General features: G+C 61.9%; 22 protein-coding genes. 6 read left to right on the top strand and 16 right to left on the bottom strand.

Annotation, left to right across the window (positions count from 1 at the left end):
• Positions 1-112 precede the first annotated feature (112 nt).
• Positions 113-1,144 (bottom strand): LLM class flavin-dependent oxidoreductase, encoded by a 1,032-nt coding sequence (locus IGW04_RS02790; protein ID WP_194711506.1) that lies wholly within the window; start codon positions 1,142-1,144, stop codon positions 113-115.
• Between the two features lie 114 nt (positions 1,145-1,258).
• Positions 1,259-1,858, bottom strand: a complete 600-nt coding sequence (locus IGW04_RS02785; protein ID WP_194711505.1) for a hypothetical protein — start codon at positions 1,856-1,858, stop codon at positions 1,259-1,261.
• A 283-nt stretch (positions 1,859-2,141) separates the two neighbouring features.
• On the opposite strand from IGW04_RS02785, the gene fnr reads away from it, so the two are divergent.
• On the top strand, positions 2,142-2,903 hold the full coding sequence (fnr, locus tag IGW04_RS02780; protein ID WP_194711504.1) for a fumarate/nitrate reduction transcriptional regulator Fnr: 762 nt from the start codon (positions 2,142-2,144) through the stop codon (positions 2,901-2,903).
• Positions 2,904-2,920: 17 nt separating this feature from the next.
• Here fnr and IGW04_RS02775 read toward each other — a convergent pair whose 3' ends face one another.
• The 11 genes from IGW04_RS02775 to hemN form a co-directional block, all read right to left on the bottom strand.
• Positions 2,921-3,160: a hypothetical protein gene (locus IGW04_RS02775; RefSeq protein WP_194711503.1), complete on the bottom strand. Its 240-nt coding sequence runs from the start codon at positions 3,158-3,160 to the stop codon at positions 2,921-2,923.
• 11 nt (positions 3,161-3,171) lie between these two features.
• Positions 3,172-3,693 carry a FixH family protein gene (locus IGW04_RS02770; RefSeq protein WP_194711502.1) on the bottom strand — a complete coding sequence of 174 codons (522 nt, stop codon included), beginning with the start codon at positions 3,691-3,693 and terminating at the stop codon, positions 3,172-3,174.
• Between the two features lie 12 nt (positions 3,694-3,705).
• On the bottom strand, positions 3,706-5,118 hold the full coding sequence (gene ccoG, locus IGW04_RS02765) for a cytochrome c oxidase accessory protein CcoG (RefSeq protein WP_228526796.1): 1,413 nt from the start codon (positions 5,116-5,118) through the stop codon (positions 3,706-3,708).
• 29 nt (positions 5,119-5,147) lie between these two features.
• Positions 5,148-6,083 carry a cytochrome-c oxidase, cbb3-type subunit III gene (gene ccoP, locus IGW04_RS02760; RefSeq protein ID WP_194711501.1) on the bottom strand — a complete coding sequence of 312 codons (936 nt, stop codon included), beginning with the start codon at positions 6,081-6,083 and terminating at the stop codon, positions 5,148-5,150.
• On the bottom strand, positions 6,076-6,264 hold the full coding sequence (locus tag IGW04_RS02755) for a cbb3-type cytochrome oxidase subunit 3 (RefSeq protein ID WP_194711500.1): 189 nt from the start codon (positions 6,262-6,264) through the stop codon (positions 6,076-6,078). Before IGW04_RS02755 ends, ccoP begins: the two co-directional genes overlap by 8 nt.
• Before the next feature lie 28 nt (positions 6,265-6,292).
• The gene (gene ccoO / locus IGW04_RS02750) at positions 6,293-6,907 is read right to left on the bottom strand and encodes a cytochrome-c oxidase, cbb3-type subunit II (RefSeq protein WP_194711499.1); all 615 of its coding nucleotides are present in this window, start codon (positions 6,905-6,907) and stop codon (positions 6,293-6,295) included.
• 21 nt (positions 6,908-6,928) lie between these two features.
• On the bottom strand, positions 6,929-8,356 hold the full coding sequence (gene ccoN / locus IGW04_RS02745; protein WP_194711498.1) for a cytochrome-c oxidase, cbb3-type subunit I: 1,428 nt from the start codon (positions 8,354-8,356) through the stop codon (positions 6,929-6,931).
• Between the two features lie 1,124 nt (positions 8,357-9,480).
• Complete coding sequence (gene ccoS, locus IGW04_RS02740) at positions 9,481-9,633, bottom strand: cbb3-type cytochrome oxidase assembly protein CcoS (RefSeq protein ID WP_194711497.1); 153 nt, start codon at positions 9,631-9,633, stop codon at positions 9,481-9,483.
• Positions 9,634-9,636: 3 nt separating this feature from the next.
• Complete coding sequence (locus tag IGW04_RS02735; RefSeq protein WP_194711496.1) at positions 9,637-12,084, bottom strand: heavy metal translocating P-type ATPase; 2,448 nt, start codon at positions 12,082-12,084, stop codon at positions 9,637-9,639.
• A complete protein-coding gene (locus IGW04_RS02730) occupies positions 12,081-12,851 on the bottom strand; it encodes a sulfite exporter TauE/SafE family protein (RefSeq protein WP_194711495.1) in 771 nt (256 codons plus the stop codon). The genes IGW04_RS02735 and IGW04_RS02730 overlap by 4 nt, the downstream gene beginning before the upstream one ends.
• A gap of 6 nt (positions 12,852-12,857) precedes the next feature.
• The gene (hemN, locus tag IGW04_RS02725; RefSeq protein WP_194711494.1) at positions 12,858-14,279 is read right to left on the bottom strand and encodes an oxygen-independent coproporphyrinogen III oxidase; all 1,422 of its coding nucleotides are present in this window, start codon (positions 14,277-14,279) and stop codon (positions 12,858-12,860) included.
• Between the two features lie 295 nt (positions 14,280-14,574).
• Between hemN and IGW04_RS02720 the strand changes: the two genes are divergently transcribed.
• The 3 genes from IGW04_RS02720 to IGW04_RS02710 all read left to right on the top strand — a co-directional run bounded on the left by IGW04_RS02720 (position 14,575) and on the right by IGW04_RS02710 (position 17,271).
• Positions 14,575-15,825: a multidrug effflux MFS transporter gene (locus IGW04_RS02720; protein WP_194711493.1), complete on the top strand. Its 1,251-nt coding sequence runs from the start codon at positions 14,575-14,577 to the stop codon at positions 15,823-15,825.
• A 157-nt stretch (positions 15,826-15,982) separates the two neighbouring features.
• The gene (locus IGW04_RS02715; protein WP_228526828.1) at positions 15,983-16,975 is read left to right on the top strand and encodes an SDR family oxidoreductase; all 993 of its coding nucleotides are present in this window, start codon (positions 15,983-15,985) and stop codon (positions 16,973-16,975) included.
• A gap of 41 nt (positions 16,976-17,016) precedes the next feature.
• A complete protein-coding gene (locus IGW04_RS02710; RefSeq protein ID WP_194711491.1) occupies positions 17,017-17,271 on the top strand; it encodes a DUF6582 domain-containing protein in 255 nt (84 codons plus the stop codon).
• Between the two features lie 6 nt (positions 17,272-17,277).
• On the opposite strand, the gene IGW04_RS02705 is transcribed toward IGW04_RS02710, so the two are convergent.
• Entirely contained in the window at positions 17,278-18,138 is an 861-nt protein-coding gene (locus IGW04_RS02705) for a ThiF family adenylyltransferase (protein ID WP_194711490.1), read from the bottom strand.
• A gap of 241 nt (positions 18,139-18,379) precedes the next feature.
• Here IGW04_RS02705 and IGW04_RS02700 point away from each other — a divergent pair, with 241 nt between their 5' ends.
• Positions 18,380-19,054, top strand: a complete 675-nt coding sequence (locus IGW04_RS02700; protein ID WP_194711489.1) for a class I SAM-dependent methyltransferase — start codon at positions 18,380-18,382, stop codon at positions 19,052-19,054.
• 42 nt (positions 19,055-19,096) lie between these two features.
• Here IGW04_RS02700 and IGW04_RS02695 read toward each other — a convergent pair whose 3' ends face one another.
• Together IGW04_RS02695 and IGW04_RS02690 are read right to left on the bottom strand one after the other, a co-directional pair.
• Positions 19,097-19,861 carry an N-acyl amino acid synthase FeeM domain-containing protein gene (locus IGW04_RS02695; protein ID WP_228526794.1) on the bottom strand — a complete coding sequence of 255 codons (765 nt, stop codon included), beginning with the start codon at positions 19,859-19,861 and terminating at the stop codon, positions 19,097-19,099.
• A 44-nt stretch (positions 19,862-19,905) separates the two neighbouring features.
• On the bottom strand, positions 19,906-20,784 hold the full coding sequence (locus IGW04_RS02690) for a GNAT family N-acetyltransferase (protein WP_323744801.1): 879 nt from the start codon (positions 20,782-20,784) through the stop codon (positions 19,906-19,908).
• A gap of 1,064 nt (positions 20,785-21,848) precedes the next feature.
• Between IGW04_RS02690 and pepA the strand changes: the two genes are divergently transcribed.
• Entirely contained in the window at positions 21,849-22,676 is an 828-nt protein-coding gene (gene pepA, locus IGW04_RS02685) for a flocculation-associated PEP-CTERM protein PepA (protein WP_194711488.1), read from the top strand.
• Positions 22,677-22,684 lie beyond the last annotated feature (8 nt).

Below are 22,684 nucleotides of genomic sequence, written 5' to 3'. Positions count from 1 at the left end.
CTCTACTCGGCGCTGCCGCCCTTCCCCGGAGGCGCCTGAGCGCATCCACGGTACCGAAAGCCTATCTTCGGGTGAAACCCCAAACTTATTTACGGCAGGAAATAATCTAACTTTAACCGAGAGCTTGCCCGGAAGGAAGCCCTGTCAGGCCGAATGCTTGCGCCAGCAGGGTATAGGAGTGACGCCGCGCCGCCGGGTCATGGGTCCAGGTATTGACCACAATTTCATCCAGGTCCAGCTCGGCGCCCAGGGCATGCAGCCGGGCTGCCACCTGCCCGGCCGTCCCGACGATGGCGCGTCGGCGCAGCGCGGCGATACGGGCCTGGTCGGCCTCGTCATACTCGGTGGCCGCCGCTTCTTCCGGGGAAACCAGCGGCAGGCGCAGGCCGCGTTCGAAGCCGATACGCCAGTGCTCGCGGGTCTTGAGCAGGCGCCGCGCCTCGTCCTCGGTATCGGCCGCCAGCGCCCAGACGCAGATCGTGGCCTGTGGCTTCGGATGCCGTTCGCTGGGCTGGTACAGGCGGCGGTACAGGGCCAGCGCCTCTTCCACGCCCTCGCCCTCGCTGAAAAAATAGGCATAGGCATAGGGCAGGCCGAAATGCGCCGCCAGTTGGGCGCCATAATTCGAGCTTCCCAGAATCCAGATCTCCGGCGCGGTAGGGCCCTGCGGATGGGCGCGGATCGCGCCGAACGGATGGCCGGGCGCCAGCGGCATGCCGCTGACCCAGGCCTGCAGATCCTGCACCTGCTGCGGAAAGCGCTCGGCGGCCTGGCCGGCGTCCGGATTGAGCGCGTAGGCGGTGAGCCGGTCCGAACCGGGCGCCCGGCCCACGCCGAGGTCGATGCGGCCGGGCGCGATGCCTTCCAGCACCCGGAACTGTTCCGCCACCTTCAGGGCCGAGTAATGCGGCAGCATCACGCCGGCGCTGCCGACCCTGATGCGCGACGTGGTCGCGGCGATTGCCGCCATCAGCACCTCCGGCGCGCTGCCGACGATGCTGCCGCTGTGATGGTGTTCGGAAACCCAGTACCGGTGGTAGCCCAGCCCGTCGCAATGCCGGGCCAGCGCGAGCGACTCGGCGATGGCGTCGGTCTGGGGCCGGCCGCTGACGGCGGTGGACTGATCAAGGACGGAAAGTTTCATCGTGTGTCCGCAAGCTGCCGGAAGAAAAACCGATACTGTAATGCAACACGGCGCGTCATGCGCGCCGTATCGTTTCTGCAAGCCGTGCCGGGAAAAACCCGGCGGCGGAGCGAGTTACTTGCCTGGAGCCGGATTGCCGGCGCCAGCGCCGCCATCGGCCGGCATGGTGCGGGTACCTGCGCTGCCAGCCGGCTTGGTGCTGGCTGCCGCGCGGCTTTCGGCGCGTTTGGCACGGCGTTCCGCGGCACGCTGCTTGCGCGCCTCGCGACGGGCGGCACGCTCTTCGGGCGTCAGAGCCTTCGGATTATTCAGGTTCGGCTGCGACGAGGTGCCCGGTGTCGGCACTTCGGTATTGGCGCGCAGCTGGCCGGCGCCGGCATTGCGTTCAGCCTTGACCTCCGCACGGCTCTTGTTGCCTGCAGGCATACCCGCGGTCGGCTTGTCCTGGAACTGGTTGACCTTGTCGATCTCGGCGGCGCTGGCGCCGGACTTGACTTCGGCGCGGCTGGTGCCGCTGCCCTTCACGGCTGCGCCGGGGCGGTCATTGAACTGATTGACACGATCTGCATTCGCCGCGCTGGCGCCCGACTTGACTTCGGCGCGGGATTGGCTGGCCGATGGGTCGGTGGAAGTGGCGGCAGGCGCTTGCGCGAAAGCCGATACCATTGCAGCCTGAGCCAGGGGAAGTGCCAACAGCGTGAACATTTTTTTCATTTTGCGCATCCAGTCGTTGAGGGTAAAGAAAGAGGGAACACCAGCACAGCCATGTCGTGTCAAAAAGATACCTATTTTTCCGCCGACGAACTGTGCGCTGGCGAACACAACAGACATTTCGCCCAACATTTTGACAAATAGCTAATATCTGTTGTATCCCCGTTACGATGTGTTTGCTACACTTCGCCGTACCGACCGTTCTAATCCGCAGATCAGTGTTGCGGCACGTTTCATACCGTAGCGTTTCGCGTTTCCAACGGCTTGAGATATATCATTTGCGACCATGATCCAGTCCATTCCAGTCAACAGCCAGCCCACGCCCATCAACGTCAATGCCCTGAAGGCAAGTTGCGCGGCTTGCAGCATGCACCAGCTCTGCCTGCCCATGGGCCTGGACGATGCCGATATGTCACGTCTCGACGCCATCATCGGACGCCGGCGCAAGGTTCCGCGCGACACCCATCTCTACCGCATGGGCGATCCGTTCACCAACCTGTACGCAATCCGGCTCGGGCATTTCAAGACCTTCCAGATCAATGTCAGCGGCGAGCAGCAGATCACCGGCTTCCAGATGGCCGGCGAGCTTCTCGGCATGGATGCCATCGGCACCGAGCGCCACCATTGCTCGGCGGTGGCGCTCGAAGACAGCGAAGTCTGCGACATTCCATTCAGCCGGCTGGAAGAACTGTTCGGCCACATTCCCACGCTGCTGCACCATTTCCACCGGATGATGAGCCAGGAAATCACGCGCGAGCAAAGCGTCATGCTGTTGCTGGGCAATATGCGCGCCGGCCAGCGCTTCGCCGCCTTTCTGGTCAATCTCACGTCGCGCTATGCTGCCCGCGGCTATTCCTCGACCGCCTTCCAGCTGCGCATGTCGCGCGAGGAAATCGGCAATTATCTTGGGCTGACCATCGAGAGCATCAGCCGCCTGCTGTCACGCTTCAAGAAGCTGGGCGTGCTGCAGGTAAGCAACCGCGAAATCGTGATTCTCGATCCGCCCCGCCTGAAAGCCATGGCGGCCGGCACCGAGAAATGCGACTAGGCGCGATGCCCTCGCTGTCATAACGGCGGCTGGCGGTCGGCCGGCACATTGGCCAGGTAATAGCTGAGCATCGCGGCCAGCGCGCAGAACAGCCAGAACAGGAAAAACCCCACCGTGTAAGCCGCCAGCGGCGACAGCGTGAACTCGACGCCGCCCAGGTGCAGATCCTGCGGATCGAGCAGGGAAAAGAAGAAACCTTCCGCCATTGCCGCCACCAGGAAGGACGGCCACAGTATCACCATTGCCAGACGCCGCATCTGAACCTCCTTCAGGATTGGTCGGCCGACAGCGTCGCCGTTGCCTGCTGCGGCCAGGGCCACACGCCATTGATGCGCCAGGTGCGGCCCTGGTCTTCCAGCATCACCTGCCAGCGCGCCATTTCCAGCATCGGCAGGCTCACGCCGAAGTGGCCTTCCGCATCCGCCACCACCGGCAGCACGATATCCTTTTCCGGGCGGGTCGAATGGACCAGGCGCAGCGTCATCGCGCCCTGCGGAATGCCCTGCGCGCCACGCATCGCGCCCGTCAGCCGGCCCGCGGCGGCATCGTAGCGCAGGGCCAGCGACAGTCCCAGCCGGCTGGCGGCCTGATCGCGCCGGAGGTCCTGGTTGATGGCCTTGCCCTGCCGGTAATAGTCGCCCACCACCAGCGCATCCTGCTGCGAGTAGGAGAGCCAGATCGTGTAGCTGCCCGCCAGCACAACCAGGAAAGGGCCCAGCATGATCAGCCATGGCCAGCGGTGCTTGTACCACGGGGTGGACGGACGTTCGAGCGTATTCATTGACTGCATTTGCATTCTCCTTCAGCGCGGCACATAAAAGACCGCTTCTTCCCTGACCTTCAGCCCGGATTCATCCAGCGCCTGCAGGCCGATATGTATCTTGTTGGACCCCTTGGCAGCCTGTCCGCCATCGATGCGCAGCCGCACCGGCACGGAGCGGGTCTCGGTGCCATTGAGCGTGACCTCGTCGGCGCCGGCAAGCCGCAGCGACGGCAGGCCATCCACCACGATCCGGTAGCGGTGCGCGCTCTCGGACGTGTTCATGATCTGCAGGCGGTAGACATTCTCTATCATGCCGTCCTCGATTTCACGGCCCATTGCGCCGCGGTCGCGCAGCACGTCCATCTTCAGCGGCGTGCGCATCGCCAGCGACATGCCGAACGCGACAACGATGGCCAGCAGGATGGCCAGATAAATCAGCACCCTGGGCCGCAGCGCCCGGCGCCGGATGTCGGCGCTGGACAGGCCCTGCTTCATCGCATGGTCGGTGCTGTAGCGGATCAGGCCGCGCGGCGCGCCGACCTTGTCCATCACGCCGTTGCAGGCATCGACGCAGGCGGCGCAGCCTATGCACTCGTATTGCAGGCCGCGGCGGATGTCGATGCCGGTCGGGCATACCTGCACGCACATGCTGCAGTCGATGCAGTCACCCAGCTTTTCCTTCTGCGCGGCACTGGCCCTGGCGCTCTTGGCGCGCGCGCCGCGCGGCTCGCCGCGCTTTTCATCGTAGGTGATGATCAGCGTGTCCTTGTCGAACATCGAGCTTTGAAAACGTGCGTACGGGCACATGTACTTGCAGACCTGCTCCCGCATCCAGCCGGCATTGCCATAGGTTGCAAAGGAATAGAACAGGACCCAGAACCACTCCCACGGACCCAGTCCAAGGGTGACGACTTCGCGCGCCAGCGTATGGATAGGCGTGAAATAGCCGACGAAGGTAAAGCCGGTCCACAGCGCCACCGCGCCCCAGGCGGCATGCTTGCCGGACTTGCGGGCAAACTTCCCCAGCGAAGCCGGCTGGCGGTCCAGGCGCATGCGGGCGCTGCGGCTGCCTTCGATCTTGCGCTCTATCCACATGAAGATCTCGGTATAGACCGTCTGCGGACAGGCGAAGCCGCACCAGACGCGGCCGGCGATGGCCGTGGCCAGGAACAGCAGGTAGGCCGAAATGATGAGCAGCGCGGCCAGGTAGATGAAGTCCTGCGGCCACAGCACGATGCCGAAAATATAGAACTTGCGCGCCAGCAGGTCGAACAGCACCGCCTGGCGGCCATTCCAGTTGATCCACGGCAGACCGTAGAACAGGATCTGCGTCAGCCACACACAGACCCAGCGCAGGCTGGCATAGCGCCCCTGCACTTCTCGCGCGTAGATTTCCTCGCGCGCCGCATACATCTTGACGACCGCCACTTCGGGCGTGGTATTGCTACTCATTTCAATGCTCTTTAACTGTAGCCGGGGCCTTACTGCGGCGCCGCTCCCTTGACATTGGACAGGCCCCATACATAAGCGGCCAGCACATGCACCTTCGCCTCGCCGAGAAAATCCTTGAACGCCGGCATGGTGTTGGTGCGGCCCTTGCGGATGGTTTCCATGATGGTGTCGGCGCTGCCGCCATACAGCCAGGTCTTGTCCGACAGATTAGGCGCGCCCAGCATCTGGTTGCCATGGCCATCGGCGCCATGGCAGGCGGCGCAGGCAGCGGCGAACTTGGGCTTGCCCAGCACCGACTTGATCGGGTCGGAGGTCGAACCCGACAGGCTCAGCACATAGTGCGCGACATTCTCCACGTCCTTCTCCGAGCCGACCGCGGCGGCCATCGGCGGCATCATGCCGTTGCGGCCGTTCATGATGGTGGTCTTGATCACATCGGGCTCGCCGCCGTGCAGCCAGTCATTGTCAGCCAGGTTGGGAAAGCCCTTGCTGCCGCGGGCGTCGGAACCGTGGCACTGCGCGCAATAAGTCAGGAACAGCCGCTCGCCGATGGCGCGGGCCTGCGGGTCGGCGGCCACTGCCTTCAGGTCCTGCTGCTGATACTTTGCAAACAGCGGGCCATACTCTGCCTCGGCCTGCTTGAGTTCCTGCTGGTAGGCGCCGGTCGACTTCCAGCCCAGCTTGCCCGCGTACTCGCCCAGGCCCGGATACAGCACCAGGTAAGCCAGGCTGAACACGATGGTGATATAGAACAGCCACATCCACCAGCGCGGCATCGGCGTGTTCAGCTCGGTCAGGTCCTCATCCCACACATGGCCCGTGGTCTGGGTCTGCACCTTGGAGCCGGGCGGCAGCGTGATCTTGTGCTTGGACTGCGACCACAGCAGCAGGCCGCAGCCGACGATGCCGATCAGTGTCAGCACCACGATATAGATATTCCAGAAACCGCTGGTGAAGTCAGACATGGCCCTGCTCCTGCTGTGCTTGATCGGATGCGTCTTCGTCAGCGAAAGGCAGCTGCGCAGCGGCGTGGAAATCCTGGTCCTTGTGATGAATGAAGGTCCACCACAGGATGCCGATGAAGGTGACGAAACTCACCACGGTCATGGCGCTGCTGGCCTGGTCGAATAATGTATGGATATTCATGATGACAATGTCGATGGATTAAGCTGGCCTAGTTGCGGGCCTTGATCTGCGTGCCCAGGCCCTGCAGGTAGGCGACCAATGCGTCCTGCTCGGTCTTGCCGGCCAGCTCGGCAGGCGCGGCGGCGATTTCCTCATCGCTGTAGGGCACCGACAGGCGGCGCAGCGCGCGCATCTTGGGCTGCACTTCCTGCGGGTCCAGCCTGGTCTTTGCCAGCCACGGATAACCGGGCATGTTGGACTCGGGCACCAGGTCGCGCGGGTTGTCCAGGTGAGCGCGGTGCCACTCGTCGCTGTAGCGGCCGCCAACGCGGGCCAGGTCGGGGCCGGTGCGCTTGGAACCCCACTGGAAAGGCCGGTCGTACACGAATTCACCCGCCACGGAATAGTGGCCATAGCGCTCGGTCTCGGCCCGGAACGGGCGGATCATCTGCGAATGGCAGCCGTAGCAGCCTTCACGCACATAGATGTCGCGTCCCACCAGGCGCAGCGGTGAGTAAGGCTTCAGGCCCGCGACCGGCTCGGTGGTGGATTTCTGGAAGAACAGCGGAATGATCTCCACCGCGCCACCGATGCTGACCACCAGAACCACCAGAGCGATCAGCAGCCAGGGGTTCTTTTCTATCGACTCATGCGAAAAATTCATATCGTGCTCCGTCTTTCTTGATCAAGCGTGCGCGGCATGGATAGCCGGGATACGCGCGGCAACCGGCTTGGCGTCACGCACCGTCATGTAGGTGTTGTAGGCCATCAGCAGCATGCCGGTCAGGTACAGCGTGCCGCCGGTGAAGCGGATCACGTAATACGGGTAGGTTGCCTTGACGCCTTCCACGAAGCTGTAGGTCAGGGTGCCGTCGGCATTGACCGCGCGCCACATCAGGCCCTGCATCACGCCGGCGATCCACATCGATGCGATGTACAGCACGATGCCGATGGTGGCGACCCAGAAATGCAGGTCGATCAGGCGGGTGCTCCACATCGCCTGCTTGCCCGACAGGCGCGGCAGCAGGTAGTACAGCGAGCCCATGGTGATGAAGCCGACCCAGCCCAGCGCGCCGGCATGGACGTGGGCGATGCCCCAGTCGGTGTAGTGCGACAGCGAGTTGACGGTCTTGATCGACATCATCGGGCCTTCGAAGGTGGCCATGCCGTAGAACGACAGCGAAACGATCAGGAACTTCAGGATCGGATCGGAGCGCAGCTTGTGCCAGGCGCCCGACAGGGTCATCACGCCGTTGATCATGCCGCCCCAGGAAGGCGCCAGCAGGATCAGCGAGAACACCATGCCGATCGACTGGGTCCAGTCAGGCAGTGCGGTGTAGTGCAGGTGGTGCGGGCCGGCCCACATGTAGGTGAAGATCAGCGCCCAGAAGTGGACGATGGATAGACGATAGGAATACACAGGACGCTCGGCCTGCTTGGGAATGAAGTAGTAGACCATGCCCAGGTAGCCCGCGGTCAGGATGAAGCCCACCGCGTTATGGCCGTACCACCACTGGATCATTGCATCCTGCACGCCCGAATAGGCCGAATAGGACTTGGTCAGCGAAGCCGGCATGCTCATGCCATTGACCACATGCAGCAGGGTCACGGCCAGGATGAAGCCGCCGAAGAACCAGTTGGCCACATAGATATGCGCGACCTTGCGCTTGACGATGGTGCCGAAGAACACCACGGCATAGGCAACCCACACCACTGCGATCAGCAGCGTGATCGGCCATTCCAGCTCGGCGTATTCCTTGCCGCGGGTCAGGCCCATGGGCAGCGTGATGGCTGCGGACACCAGCACCAGTTGCCATCCCCAGAAGGTGAATGCCGCCAGCTTGTCCGAGAACAGCCTTACCTGGCAGGTACGCTGCACGACGTAATAGGACGTGGCAAACAGGCCGCAGATACCGAATGCAAAGATCACCGCATTGGTATGCAGCGGGCGCAGCCGGCCATAGGTCAGCCAGGGGATATCGAAGTTCAGGGCTGGCCATGCCAGCTGGGCGGCGATGAATACGCCGGCCAGCATGCCAATGACGCCCCACACCACAGTCGCGATCGCGAATTGCTTCACGATCCGATAGTTATAGTTCAGTGCAGTGTCCACGCAAACGCTCCAGAAGAAACAAGTAATGTCATTGCTGGAGGGTACGTTTCGGGTGTTCGAAAATCCTTGATATGAGTCAAAAATGACCGGGTTGTGAAGAAGCGGTGCGAGTACGATGCATCGATGATCTCAAAACATGACAATGAGGCCATGCTTGTGGATGAAATGCGTCAGCAATAGAAGGGATGCCGTTTTGGCCTTTGTTTAAAGGCCTTTTCCATTTTTCCCACTGTGATGCATGGCGCGCCTTGTCTTGTGGCAGGAATGGCAAGTGGGATGCGTGATGTCTGGCTGCGCCTTTGCAAGGTGACATGCCGGCAGGGGCATCGGGGCCATACAAAACGGGTGAAAGCCCTTCCAACTGTGCAGTTGCGGTTGACGTTGCCGTTGCCGTTGCTGTTGCTGTTGCAGTGAAGTCCCGTTGAGCGCGCCGTGTCAGCGGTGCCCGGAGCGGAAAAAGGTGCGGCGTCTGTCTGAGCGCCGCGCAGCGCAGCGAGTTTAGCCGCGCCCCGCTCCGGGTACCGCTGACACGGGAACCCCCGCGCAGCGGGGGCGCGATCACCGGGTCGCCTTTTTTTGGTAACTTTTTTTGGCGAAGCAAAAAAAGTGACCCGGCTGCCGGGACGGATCCCCGGCTTGTCTCCACGGCAGTGCAACCGTGTTGCGTCACCCGGCAACGCACGGGCAGCACTGTCGCTGTTGTCTTTGACGTGTTTGTTGAACATGGCTTAACGTCAAAAGCTAACTGCTGCTTCGCAGTGACGTCTTTACGGCTGGTGAAGCAACACGATCACACTGTCGTCATGACCAGGCCGGGTGTTCGCCCCGGCGGGCGACCTACTTCTTTTGCTTCGCCAAAAGAAGTAGGCAAGAAAAGGCGACCCGGTGATCGCGCCCTCGCTGCGCGAGGGTCCCCGTGCCGTCGATGCATGGAGCGGGGCGCGGCTAAACTCGCCAAGCTGCGCTTGGCTCAGACAGACGCCGCACCTTTTCCCGCTCCACGCACCGACGTCACGGCGCGCTCAACGGGACTTAAAAGCAACGGCAACGGCAAAAGCAACGGCAACGGCAACTGTCGCTACGCGTACGTCAAAAGCAACTGCAACGGCAACTGCTTCCGCTGCCTAACCCTCTCCCTTGTCATCATCCTGCAGCACCCGCAGCGCCGGCCCCACCATATCCTCGAACTGCCCACTATCAGACATCCGAAAAAACACCCAGATCGCCGCAAATACAATCACGATACTGAGCGGCACCAGCAGATATAAGGCATCCATTTCCTAACTTCCTTTCCGTCCGCCACGCAGACGCAGCGCGTTGGCAATCACCAGCATCGAACTGACCGACATGCCTATGCCCGACATCCACGGACTGATCAGTCCCGCCGCCGCCGCGGGGATGGCGGTCATGTTGTAGATCATGGCCCATGCCAGGTTCTGCCGCACCACCGCCATTGCGGCGCCGGCGCTTTCCGCGGCATCGGCAAGCGCTTCCAGCCTGCCTGTGAGCAGCACCGCGTCCGCATGGCTTTGCGCCAGCGCGGCGCCGCTTCCCATGGCGAAGGAGACATCCGCCGCGCCCAGCACCGCGCAGTCGTTGATGCCGTCTCCCACCATCGCCACCACCGCGCCTTCACGCTGCAGGCGCTGGACGTAAGCCAGTTTCTGTTCCGGCAACTGGTTGCCCAGCGCGTCGGCAATGCCGAGCTTCTGCGCCACTTCCTGCGCCATTGCCTGCTGGTCGCCGCTCAGAAGGATGACCTGCTTGCCTGCCTTCCTGAACCGCTCGACCACGTCATGCGCATCGTCACGCAAGCCATCCGCCAGATCGAAGCGGGCCAGCAGGCGACCCTCGCGGCCAAGCCATACGGCGCTGACACCCGGCATGTCGGCCGATGTCAGGAAACGCCCGCTCAGCTGCGCGACGAAATCAGCGCGGCCGAGCCGGTATTGGATGCCGTCGACCGAGCCGGCGATACCCTGTCCCGGAAACTGCGTCAACTCGCTGGCGCCGAGCCGTTTCCCTCCTGCGGCGCCCGTCAGCGCCTGCGCCAGCGGATGCGCGCTGCAGGCTTCGAGCGCGGCGGCGATGTCGAGGCAGGCTTCGCGCTCGACGCCGCCATACAGGCAGACATCACGCAATACCGGCTTGCCCGCTGTCAGCGTGCCGGTCTTGTCGAAGACCACATGGGTGGCGCGGTGCAGGGTTTCCAGCACATGCGGACGCAGGATCAGCACGCCGCGGCGCAGCAGGCTGTCGGTAGCGGCGGCCAGCGCGCTCGGCGTGGCCAATGACAGCGCGCACGGACACGACACCACCAGCACCGCGATCGCCACCGGCCAGGCGCGGGCGGCATCGTGCCACTGCCAGAACAGGAACACGGCAGCGGCCAGCAGCAGCAAGCCCGCAACGAACCAGGCCGCAACCCGGTCGGCCCATTGCGACAGGGCCGGCTTGCCCTGGCCGGCGCTTTCCGCCATGCGCACCAGCGAGGCCAGCGTGCTGGCGCCGGCACGGCGGCTCACCTGCAGCAGCGCCGCCTGGCCCGCATTGACGGCGCCACCGGGAATGGCATCACCCGCCACTTTCTTCTGCGGCGCGCTTTCGCCGGTCAGCAGCGAGACGTCGATGCTGGTCTGGCCTTCCAGCAGCATGGCGTCGGCGGCGACAGGTTCGCCGGGCCGCACCAGAATCACGTCGCCCGGCTCCAGGTCTGCCGCCGCCACCGTCACCGTGTCGCGGCTGGCCGGATAGGCCGGCAGCCTCTGCGCGGCATCGGGCAAGCCATGCTGCAGCCGCTCCAGCGCATGGGCGGCACGACGGCGCGCGGTCAGCTCCAGCAGCCGGCTGCATAGCAGCAGGAAGATGAACATCGTCACCGAGTCGTAGTAGACCTCGCCGCTGCCGCGCACGGTGGCGGCCACGCTGGCAATGAAGGCGGCGCCTATGCCGAGCGCCACCGGCACATCCATGGTCAGCGCGCGCTGGCGCAATGCCGCCCAGGCACCGCGGAAGAAGGGCTGCGCGGAATAGACGACGGCAGGCAGCGTCAGCAGCAGGCTGGCCCATTGCATGAGAGCTGCCATGTCCGATTCGAGCGTGCCGTCGGTGGCGAGATAGGCCGGCACCGCATACATCATCACCTGCATCATCGACAGGCCGGCGACGAACAGTTGCCGGCCCAGCGTCCTGCCGCTGCGGCGCAGCTGCGCCTCATGCCGGGCCGGATCGAAGGGATAGGCGGGATAACCGATTTCCCGCATCGCGCCCAGGATGCCGCTGAGCTTGCATTGCGCCGGATCCCAGCGCACGAACAGGCGTCCGGTGGCGACATTCATGTTGGCCGCCGCCACGCCGGGCAACTGGCCGAGACGCCGCTCGATCAGCCAGACACAGGCGGCGCAGCGCAGGCCGTCGACCGACAGCGTGGCTTCCAGCATGCCGTCGGGATTGCGCGCCACATCGTTCGACGCGGCCTGGTCATACAGCCGCAGCTGCGCCGGCAATACAGCGCCCTGCTCCGCCGTGACCGCGAAGTCGGTACGGTTGCGGTAGTAATCCGTCATGCCGTTCTGCACGATGGCCTGCGCCACCGCTTCACAGCCCGGGCAGCACATGCTGCGGGTCAGGCCATCGATCTCCACTGCCCAGTGACTGTTGGCCGGGACCGGAAGGCCGCAATGGAAGCAGCCGTCGGCAGCCCTGATTTCCCTTGGCTGCGCGCTCACAGCCCCACTCCCATGGCCGATGGCGTCAGGCACAGCGCATCCAGCCAGCCGGCGCTGACGCCATGGCTGGCGCGCGCCAGGCCGAGCAGGCCGAAGGCCAGCACCAGCAGCCCGGCGCCCAGCCGCACTTCACGCTTGCGGGTCCATGCCTGCAAGCGGTTGCCAAGCAGGCCCATGGTCACCAGCGCGGGCATGGTGCCGAGCCCGAAGGCCAGCATCACGGCCGCGCCGCTGGATGCCGACCCGGTCAGCATCGCTGTCAGCAGCATGCTGTAGACCATGCCGCATGGCAGCCAGCCCCACAGCGCGCCCAGCGCCAGCGCCTGGCCGGGATGCCGGATCGGCAGCAGGTGCCGTGTCAGCGGCTGCAGCCGTTGCCACAGGAAGCGCCCGCCCGCCTCCAGTTTGGCCAGGCCACGCCAGGCATCCATCAGATACAGGCCCAGCGCCACCAGCATCAGGTTGGCCAGCCAGTAGGCAGCCATCTGCAGGGGCGCTGCGCCGGCGAGTTGACGCACGCCGCCCAGCATGCCGCCGGCCAGCGCGCCGGCCGCCATGTAGCTGCCGAGCCGGCCGGCGTTGTAGGCCAGCACGCGCAGGCCGCCGTCGACCACGGCCGTTGCAGGAATGGTAGTGACGGCAACGGGAAATGCCGGCCGCGGCGCGGCCATCGAAAAGGCGCTGACGATGCCGCCGCACATGCCCACGCAATGGACGCTGCCCACCAGTCCGGCGACAAAGAAGGGAAACAGGGACAGCGCGTTCATGTACGTTCAGATGGTGCGTGAATAGCGCGGCGCTTCCGCCTGGCGCGACTGGAGATAGCGGTCGAACACCATGCAGATATTGCGTATCAGCAGACGGCCGCGCGGGCTCACCGAGATCCATTCGGCATCGATCGCCAGCAGGCCATCCTGTTCCAGCTTTCTCAGCTGGGCCAGTTCGGATGCGAAGTAGGCGGCGAAGGTGATCGGATATGCCTGCTCGACCGATGCGATGGACAGCTCGAAATTACACATCAGCATCTGGATGATGAGCCGGCGCAGCACGTCATCCATGGAGAGCCGGATGCCGCGCGCAATCGGCAGCTCGTTGCGGTCGAGATGGCTGTAATAGGCATCCAGCGTCTTGACGTTCTGGCTGTAGGTCAGGCCGACCGCGCTGATGGCCGACACGCCGCATGACACCAGGTCGGCGTCGGCATGGGTCGAATAGCCCTGGAAGTTGCGATGCAGCCGGCCCTGGCGCTGCGCCACGGCGAGCTCGTCGTCCGGCTTGGCGAAATGATCCATGCCGATGTACACATAGCCGGCGGCGCGCAGCTTGTCGATGCACAGCTGCAGCATGCGCAGCTTCTCGTCGGGCGCAGGCAGTTCGGCATCGAGAATGCGGCGCTGCGGCTTGAACAGGTGCGGCAGGTGGGCATAGTTGTAGATGGAAAGCCGGTCCGGGCTGGCGGCGACCACGCGCTCGATCGTGTCTTCCATGGTGGCCTGCGATTGCCGCGGCAAGCCATAGATCAGGTCGATGCTGACCGAGCGGAAGCCGGCGTCGCGCGCAGCCTGGATGATGGCGCGGGTTTCCGGTTCGGGCTGGATGCGGTTGACCGCCTTCTGCACATCGGCATTGAAATCCTGCACACCCAGGCTGATGCGATTGAAACCTTGCTGCCGCAGCGCATGCACACGCTCGACGCTGACCGTGCGCGGGTCCACTTCGATCGAATATTCACCAACGGCGTCGGGGGCGAAATGGAAACAGCGGCGCAGATGCGCCATCAGGTCGCCCATCTGCTCATTGGACAGATAGGTTGGCGTGCCGCCGCCCAGGTGCAATTGCTCGACGTGGTTGAACCCGGCAAACAGCTGCCCCTGCAGTTCGATCTCGCGCTTCAGGTAGCTCAGATAAGTCACCGCCTTCTCGCGGTTCCTGGTGATGATCTTGTTGCAGGCGCAGTAGTAGCACACCGTGTCGCAGAACGGGATATGCAGATACAGCGACAGGGGATGCAGGCCGCCGCGGTTACGCACATTGGCGACCGCCTGCAGGTAATCGCCATAATCGAATGCTTCGGAAAACCGGTCGGCGGTGGGATATGAGGTATAGCGTGGACCAAGCTGGCTTTGTCGCTTGATCAATGCGGCATCGAACTCTACAACCGGAGCAGCGCACACGGCTGCATGAGGGCCCAACATAATCTTTCTCCTGCGGCCTGACGGGTGCGGACTGCATCATCGATTCAGGCGAGTGCAGTGTAAGAACCGGGGGGCCCGATTTCCTTGATGTAAGTCAAAATGGTCCGAGCCCCTTGTTTTAGCGGTCTTTTTTGCCTTGGCGAATCTGCAAGACATGGGCATTTAGGCTATCCTTGTCGCCTTTCGCAGACCGCCATCCTCTCGCCTTGCCCATCCGGAGCGACGCCCTTGTTCCATGCCCCGCCGGGCGTGGACTGCATCGTGCGTCGCGCTGCGGCAGCATCGCCAAAAAACAATGCATAAACCCGATCAGACCGACCAGGCCATTCCAGCGGCACCAGTGCCGGCGCTCCACCCCGGCATCAGTTCCTCGGCGCTCGCCATCATGCTGGCCGCGCTGGCCATGCTGGGACCATTCGCAGTCGATACTTACCTGCCCGCCTTCCCCGACATCCAGGCCACGCTCAATGCCAGCGCCATCCAGGTGCAGCAAACGCTGACTGCCTACATGCTTTCCTTCGGCATCATGACCTTGTGGCATGGCGCGCTGTCCGATGCCTACGGCAGGCGCAACATCATCCTGATCTCGCTGGCCGCGTTCGCGGTCGCCACGCTGGCCTGCGCGTCGGTGCACAGCGTCGAGTACCTGTGGATCTTCCGCGTGATGCAGGGCATGTCGGCCGGCGCCGGCGTGGTCATTGGCCGCGCCATCATCCGCGACCTGTATGCCGGCGCGCCGGCGGCGCGGCTGCTGTCGCTTGTGACGATGATCTTCTCGGTGGCGCCGGCGATCGCGCCCATCATCGGCGGCTGGATCGTCAAGCTGGCCAACTGGCGGTCCATCTTCATCGCGCTGTTTTTCTACACGGCGCTGCTGTTGTGGTACTGCTATCGGCGGCTGCCCGAAAGCCTGCCGCCGGAAAAGCGCCAGCCATTCAACCCGAACCACCTGTGGCAAAGCTATCGCTCGGTGTTTCGCTCGCAGCTGTTCCATCTGGAGGCCGGCGCCATTGCATTCAATTTCGCCGGACTGTTCCTGTATGTGTCGGCGGCGCCGGTATTCATTACCCAGCATCTGAAACTGGGCGCGGACCAGTTCGCCTGGCAGTTCGTGCCGTCGGTGGCCGGCATCTTCTTCGGCGCGCTGGCGGTCAACCGCATGGCCGGGCGCTACTCCATCCAGCGCCAGGCGCGCATCGGCTTCACGCTGCTGCTGGGCGCGGCCGGCGCCAACCTGCTCTATCACCTGCTGCTGCCGCCTGCGCTGCCATGGTCGGTGCTGCCCCTGTTCTTCTACACCTTTGGCATGTCGATGGTGGCGCCCGGCGCCACCCTGCTGGTGCTCGACCTGTTCCCCAACATCCGCGGCATCGTGGCTTCCTGCCAGTCCTGCGCGATGACGGTGCTGGCATCGGCGGTATCGGGCCTGGTGGCGCCGCTGCTGTGGGACTCGGTGCCCAAGCTGGCCGCGGGCCAGCTGGCGCTGACCGGGATTGCGCTGGCATTGTGGCTGCGCGCAGGACGGGTGCGACAGCGCATCGGATAAGCGGCTTTCCGATCTTCCCTTGCCGCCAGGCAGAAAGCGGCGCAGGCATTGCGCCGCCCTGCCGTTTTTGATGGCACGCAACCGGCCGCGGCGGCTCGCCGGTCATGCCCGCCGCTCCTGCCTACACTGTCTGTTTTGACATGCACCGGAGCAGATGATGGCCAAAGGCAAGGACAGCGAAGTCGACCGGGTAGCGGCGCAGCAGCGCAAGATCCAGCAGGAAACCGACCGGCGCGACGCCAGCAAGCCAGCCGAGCCGGAGCAGGAAGGCGCGGTGCAGGCAGGCGAGCGCAAGCAGCCCGAGCCGCCATTGCCGCAACAGCACCTGGTCAAGCCCGGCCTGGAATCGGACCTGAAGCCCCGGCCGCAGTTCGAGGCGCCCGGCTACAAGGGCAGCGGCAAGCTGGCCGGCATGGCCGCCATCATCACCGGCGGCGATTCCGGCATCGGCCGCGCAGTGGCCGTGCTGTTTGCGCGGGAAGGCGCGTACGTGGCCATCGTCTACCTGAATGAGCACAGCGATGCCGAGGAAACCCGCCGGCATGTGGAAAAGGAGGGACGTCGCTGCCTGCTGATCCCGGGCGACGTGAAGGATGCGGCCTTCTGCCGCGACGCGGTGGGACGCACGGTGCGGGAATTCGGCAAGCTCGACGTGCTGGTCAACAACGCCGCCTTCCAGGAACATGCGGATGGCCTGGCCGACCTGACCGAAGAGCATTTCGACCAGACCCTGCGCACCAATGTCTATGGCTACTTCCACATGGCCAAGGCGGCCCTGCCGCATCTGAACAATGGCGCATCCATCATCAACACCGGTTCCGAGACCGGCCTGTTCGGCAGCGCCAAGCTGCTCGACTATTCCGCGACCAAGGGCGCGATCCATGCCTTCACCAAGGCGCTGGCGAGCAATCTGGTGTCACGCGGCATCCGGGTCAACGCGGTCGCGCCGGGGCCGGTATGGACGCCGCTGAATCCGGCCGACCGTCCGGCTGATGAAGTAGCCCAGTTCGGCGCCAGCACCGACATGAAACGTCCGGCGCAGCCCGAGGAGATATCGCCGGCCTATGTGTTCCTGGCTTCGCCCGTCTGCTCGAGCTTCATCACCGGCGTGGTGGTGCCCGTGATGGGCGGCGTGACCGGCGGACAATAGGACAATAGGTCAATAGGCAGCGCGAAAAGGAAAAGCCCATCATGAGCAAACTGGACCAGGAAGACCGCGATGACCTGCCGAAGCGGGAATTCGCCTTTCCCAAACAGCGCAAGGAGCCGCTGGAAGATGCGGGCCACGTGCGTAATGCAATAGCCCGCTTCAATCAGGTCAAGGATGTCAGCGACGATGAGCGCGACGAAGCATGGCAACGCATCATTGCCGCTGCCCGCAAGTTCGGCGTCGAGGTCGCCGAAGGCAGCTGGCGCGAACTCAAGGGCGGCGGCAACGGCAAGTAGGCCCGGTCAGTCCTTGAACTGGGCGCGGATGATCTTCAGCAGCAGCTTCTGCATCGGATTGGCATTGCCGCCCGGCCGCCAGGTGAAGCGCAGCTTCTGCTCGTAGGCATCGAACTGCATGCTCCATGGCGCCGGCCTGACCTTGCCGCGATCCAGCAATATCTTCAGCACCTGGGCGCCGGTAAAGCCCGCGCACAGCTCGCAGGACATGATGGTGGACGGCCCGCGCTCCTCGGCGAAATGCACTGCCTCGGGCGCCACCAGGTAGTGGCGGTGCAGCGCCTTGGGTGCCAGGCCGGCCATGAAGCGCAGCAGTTGCTCGCGACGGGTCTGGCCTTCCAGCAAAAAGTAATCCTCGAAGCTCATCCTGCCCGGCTTGAAGTACAGGAATCCCACGCCCATGCCCAGCGGCGCCGCGGTCACCGCTGGGATATTGCGCTGGTAGCATTCGGCAAACAGCAGGCGGCGCGACTCCACCGAGAAATAATCGATGCTGTCGATGTAGATATCGACGTCCTTCAGGAAGGCATCGACGTTCTCGGGCGTCACGCCCTCGCCGAAGACCCGGATGTCAGCCGTGGGATTGATGTCCCTTGCCATGCGCGCCAGCGTGTCCGACTTGGGCTGCCCCACCGTGGACATCATTGCGCCTGCCTGGCGGTTGAAGTTATGCACCTCGAAATGGTCGAAGTCGGCGATCGTGAAGTTGCCTACGCCCAGCCGCGCCAGCGTCAGCAGATGCCCGCCGCCTACGCCGCCCAGCCCTGCGATCGCGGCACGCGCGTTGCGCAGCCGGTTCTGCTCATCGACAGTGACCCAACCGATATTGCGTGAGAAGGCCTGCGAATAATTGAATTCAGTTTGCATGATGAACGACAGCGGAACTGTGAAACGGTGAATGGCCTGAACGACCTTTCCGCATGCGTCGAAAACGTGAAAGGAGGAAACTGTACCAGAAAAAAAGCGTCTATCAGTTGAGGCTTTGACTTAGTCCCACCCTAACCCGGCGGTTCTCGGCGAAGATTCTTGATAGTTGTCAAATGTCATCTTATAGTCGGACACCCATTCCCGGCATCCAACCCTGCAACAGCAAGAACAGGAAGGCTTAATGAGCACAGGCAAAACCCGCGACGAAATCGCAGAAGCATATTCATCCGAGCCATGGTGGTATGACCTGCGCGGCTTCTTCATTCTCACATTCGCCTATAACAGCACCATCAATACCCAGCTGCGCTTCTTTGGCCCGCACTTCGGGCCGAATCACCTGGAGGTCGCCTGCGGCACCGGCACGCTGCTGGAACTGGTGCTCAAATGGCGGCGCTGGAAAAAGATGAAGCCGGTCAAGGTCACCGGCATCGACTACGCGCCCTCGATGCTGGCTGGCGCCAAGAAGCGTTTTGCCAATGACCCGAATGTGAAGATCCAGCATGCCGACGCCGCGGACCTTCCGTTCCCCGATGCTTCCTTCGACACGGCCAACATCGCCAATTCCATCCACTGCTTCCCGACCGTGGACGGCGCGCTGCGCGACATACACAGGGTATTGAAGCCGGGCGGCACCCTGGCGGCCAATGTGCTGCTCTACCCTGACGGCTTGCCGCCATTGCGCTGGGCGGCGCAGCGCATCAATGACTGGGGCATCAGGAAGGGCATCCTGTACAGCCCCTTCCAGGAACATGACATACGCCAGCGCCTGATTGCCGCCGGCTATGAAATCTCGCGTGAGTTCAAGTCCGGCAACACCTGGAATGTGGTGGCCCGCAAGCCGGTGAAACCGGTTTAAGGACAGTGATGATTCCGGGAGGGGGCCATCCCCTCCAGACACTCAGCCCAGCGACACCAGGCGGCCGTGGATGCCGGCCTCTTCGCGGGGCGAGAAGAAATAGGGATAGAGCGAGCGGGTGGTGTCCGGATTGTCGCTGGTGCCGCCGTACTTGTGGATCTGCTCCTCCACATAGCCGATGTCCACCCACAGCAGCACCGCCGGCGCGTTCACGCGCGGATTGGTGCGTATCTCGCATTGCCGCTTGAAGCCCAGCATGGTCTCGTAGAAGCGGCGATGGCGCGGATTGACTTCGATGAAGACGTCGGTGCAGTTATGCATGCGCCGTCCATAGATGAAGACGATATGAAACAGGGAGGCCAGCGCGAATTTGGAGCGGATATCCGGGTCGAATGCCAGCTTGGTCAGCTCGCATACCTTGCCGCCGGCGTTGCGGCGCGCATCGATTTCCGGCTTGAATATCTCGTCGGCCAGCAGGCCTTCCTCGGAATCGATGCCGAGCGTGACGGTCCCGATCACCTTTTCCTTGTCGGAAGCGGTCAGCGTGATGCGGGACGGGCTGGCCTTGACCTGGTGCGCGCTGCCATAGCCGCGCCACGCATACATCTTGTTGATCAGCATCGAGGCTGAATTGCGGCCGCTCTCGGTATCGGCCAGGCGGATGCGGAAGTTCTTTTGCTCGATGACGAGGTCGTCGGCATCGGCGGGAAGCGCGGCGCCATCCAGGCCGAGCGCATGACCGTCGCCGATCAGTCCATTACTGTCGGGAGCTTCCAGCGATTTGTTCGGTCCGATCTTGCCGGACATCAGATGGGTAATCTAGTAAATGATCGCCGGAGTTCCATGTTTCCCTAATGCGATAGTGTCAAACTTTCCACCGAAGTGGCGCCTCTGCTTGCCTGGTAAATTGCCGCCAGCGCATTGACTGCGTTGGCATTGCCCTGGTCAGTATGCAGCACTGCCAGTTGCCTATCAATTGCTGCCTTGTTTTGCTTTTCGCTAATCGGGCAGAAGAAATAGGGATAAAGCGATTTTTCAGCGTTGTCATGGCCGCTGGTGCCACCCATCTTCTGAATCTGTTCCTCGACGTAATCGGTTTCAACGCACAGCAGATAAGCCGGTGCATTGACCCGTGGATTCATCTTCTTGGGGCCATGCTTCTTGAAGCCCAGCATGCGCTCATAAAAACGACGATGCCGCGGATTGACTTCAATGAAGATGTCGGTGCATTTTTGCACGCGCCGCAAATAAATGAAAATGATATGGAACAAAGATGCTAATGCAGTTTTCGAACGCGTTGTAGGATCAAACGCAAGCTTCGTTAATTCACACACCCTGCGGCCGCGCGCCCGGTATGCGTCGACTTCATCCTTGAAGATTTCATCGGCCAGCAGGCCGGAGGGCGAATCGATGCCAAGGGTAATGGTGCCGATCACCTTGTCCTCTTCCGAGATGGTCATGGTGACGCGATGAGGATTTTCCTGCAGGGGATTGTTTACTGTGTAACCACGCGACGCATACATCCTGTGGATCAGGGAACTGGCATGGCTGCGCACCATTTCGGTGTTGGCAAGACGGATCTGGAAGGTTCTTTCGTCAACATCAAGTTCATGAGCATCTGTCTCGTCGGGCTGCTCGACGCGTACTTGCCTGATCGTTACTTCCGGCTTCGCATCCTGGCCGTTCAGCTCGGGCTCCAGATAGGTCTTGCTTTCTTGATAGTCAAACACTGTACAGGCTCCTCGTCACAAATATTACTCAGTAGAAAATAGTTGCTGAATTAAAAAATTACCCTGCGAACAAGGTTTTGACTAAATGCAACACGCGAGATTAGAAGGGGGTGTCGCGAATAGGTTCGCGAAGTGCAAAATTAGGCGACGAACGGCAGGTTTTCCCCTGAATAAACTATTTAAATGACATCAAACCTAGGGAAAAAGGTCGTTTGGACATCGCCAAGCTGATATGCACGACAAGACGAAATGCATGTCAAATCCGCATATCTGACAGATTTACAATGTCCTGTAGGAGGCATCTTGTTAGCGGCTTGCCAACAGCCATTAGCAAAAACACTACAAGGTTCAACTGACATTCAGAAAAATCGTACATATTTGTCATGCATTTTCGAGCCTGATGCCCAGTCGCACGTCAACCGAGAAACAGAAGAAACCACTCCTGGTGTGGAAAAAGAATCAAACCGCAAGGCGCGCCTGAATTCGTTAAGGCAACGGCACTAATAAGAGAGCCTTTTTTCCGTCCCTGCTTGTTCAGTTGCTCCGCCTTCTTTGGCGGTACTCCCGCCCCGCCCCCGCTCGCCTTGCCCTGCCAGAAATGCCGCGTTTCCCTCACTCGCCAGCTACTGCGATGAACAGCCATTTAATGCCCTGATGAAATCGGCGTTGAGAATAATCAATCCCTCATTGATTTTCTTTGCGATTAAACAATATTCCTGTTTTTCACCGCATATGCTTACACGCATCAAATGTTTCATTATGGAAAAAAATTTTTCTTGAGAAATAATTTAATTTTGTAACTATTACAAGAAAACATTTCCATCAAGCATATTAATTTTTGAACTTTGTCGATTATTTTTACACAGCTCAATTTCATTTAGGAAAAATATCCTATAAGTCATTGAATATAATATCTTTTATTTAGTTGGCACATTTAATGCTATTTCCTATTCGTCGGACCATAAGTTAAAAATAAAAAATGAAAACACCACGACTTTAGGAGCTAATCCAAAGCAGGGGAGGCTCGGAAAGTTGATTATATTTAACACTCTCGGAGAAACAAAATGAAAAAAATGGTTAGCAAGACTCTGGTAGCAGTTGCAGTTACCGCAGCTCTGGGCGTTTTCAGTTCCGGCGCAATGGCGCAAGCAGCATTCCCTGACTTCGTTGTCAATGAAACCATCGCCGGCGGCACCTTTACCGGTATCACCGCCGACAAGATCACCGGCAACTACACCGAGGTAATCACCTTCTCCGGCAACACCTTCCAGGCTTCGCTGCTCTGGAATGCCGGCCAGTTTGTCGCCAACAACGGCACGTCGCCTGTTGCATCCAACCTGAGCCCAACCGGCGGCACCGCTGCCCAGTACGGCCTGTATGCGCTGTACCAGGCTTCGGGCACCTTTACCCAGTCCGGCAGCGTTACCACTTTCAACTTCCTGCCTAGCGCCAGCAGCAGCCTGCGCCTGTTCCTGGATCCGAACTCGAACACCACGTTCAGCGCTCCTGGAACCGGCACGACGGCATGGACCACGGTCAGCGCCGGAGACGATATCCTGATCGCAAACGGTCTCCCGACCACCGGCCAGGGCACGCTGGACCCGACCCTGAGCACCTGCACCAACGGCATCAACTGCGGCAGCTTCGGCGCCACCTCGACCTTCGGCCTGACCGCCGCCGGCAGCCAGTACTTCACCTCGCCGAACCCGTTCTACAACGTGTCGTTCCAGTCCGGTCAGCTGAACAACTTCACGCCAGCCGGTACGCAGACGATCAACGGCTCCCTGGACGTGGTGTTCAACAACGCCGTGCCTGAGCCAGCCAGCGTTGCACTGATCGGTCTGGGCCTGATGGGTCTGGGTCTGAGCCGTCGCCGCAGCAAGAAGGCTTAAGACGCAGG

Source organism: Noviherbaspirillum soli, assembly GCF_015352955.1.
Classification (GTDB): domain Bacteria; phylum Pseudomonadota; class Gammaproteobacteria; order Burkholderiales; family Burkholderiaceae_D; genus Noviherbaspirillum_A; species Noviherbaspirillum_A soli.
The sequence above is the reverse complement of the archived record's forward strand: the minus strand, read 5'-3'. Positions and strand labels throughout refer to the sequence as shown.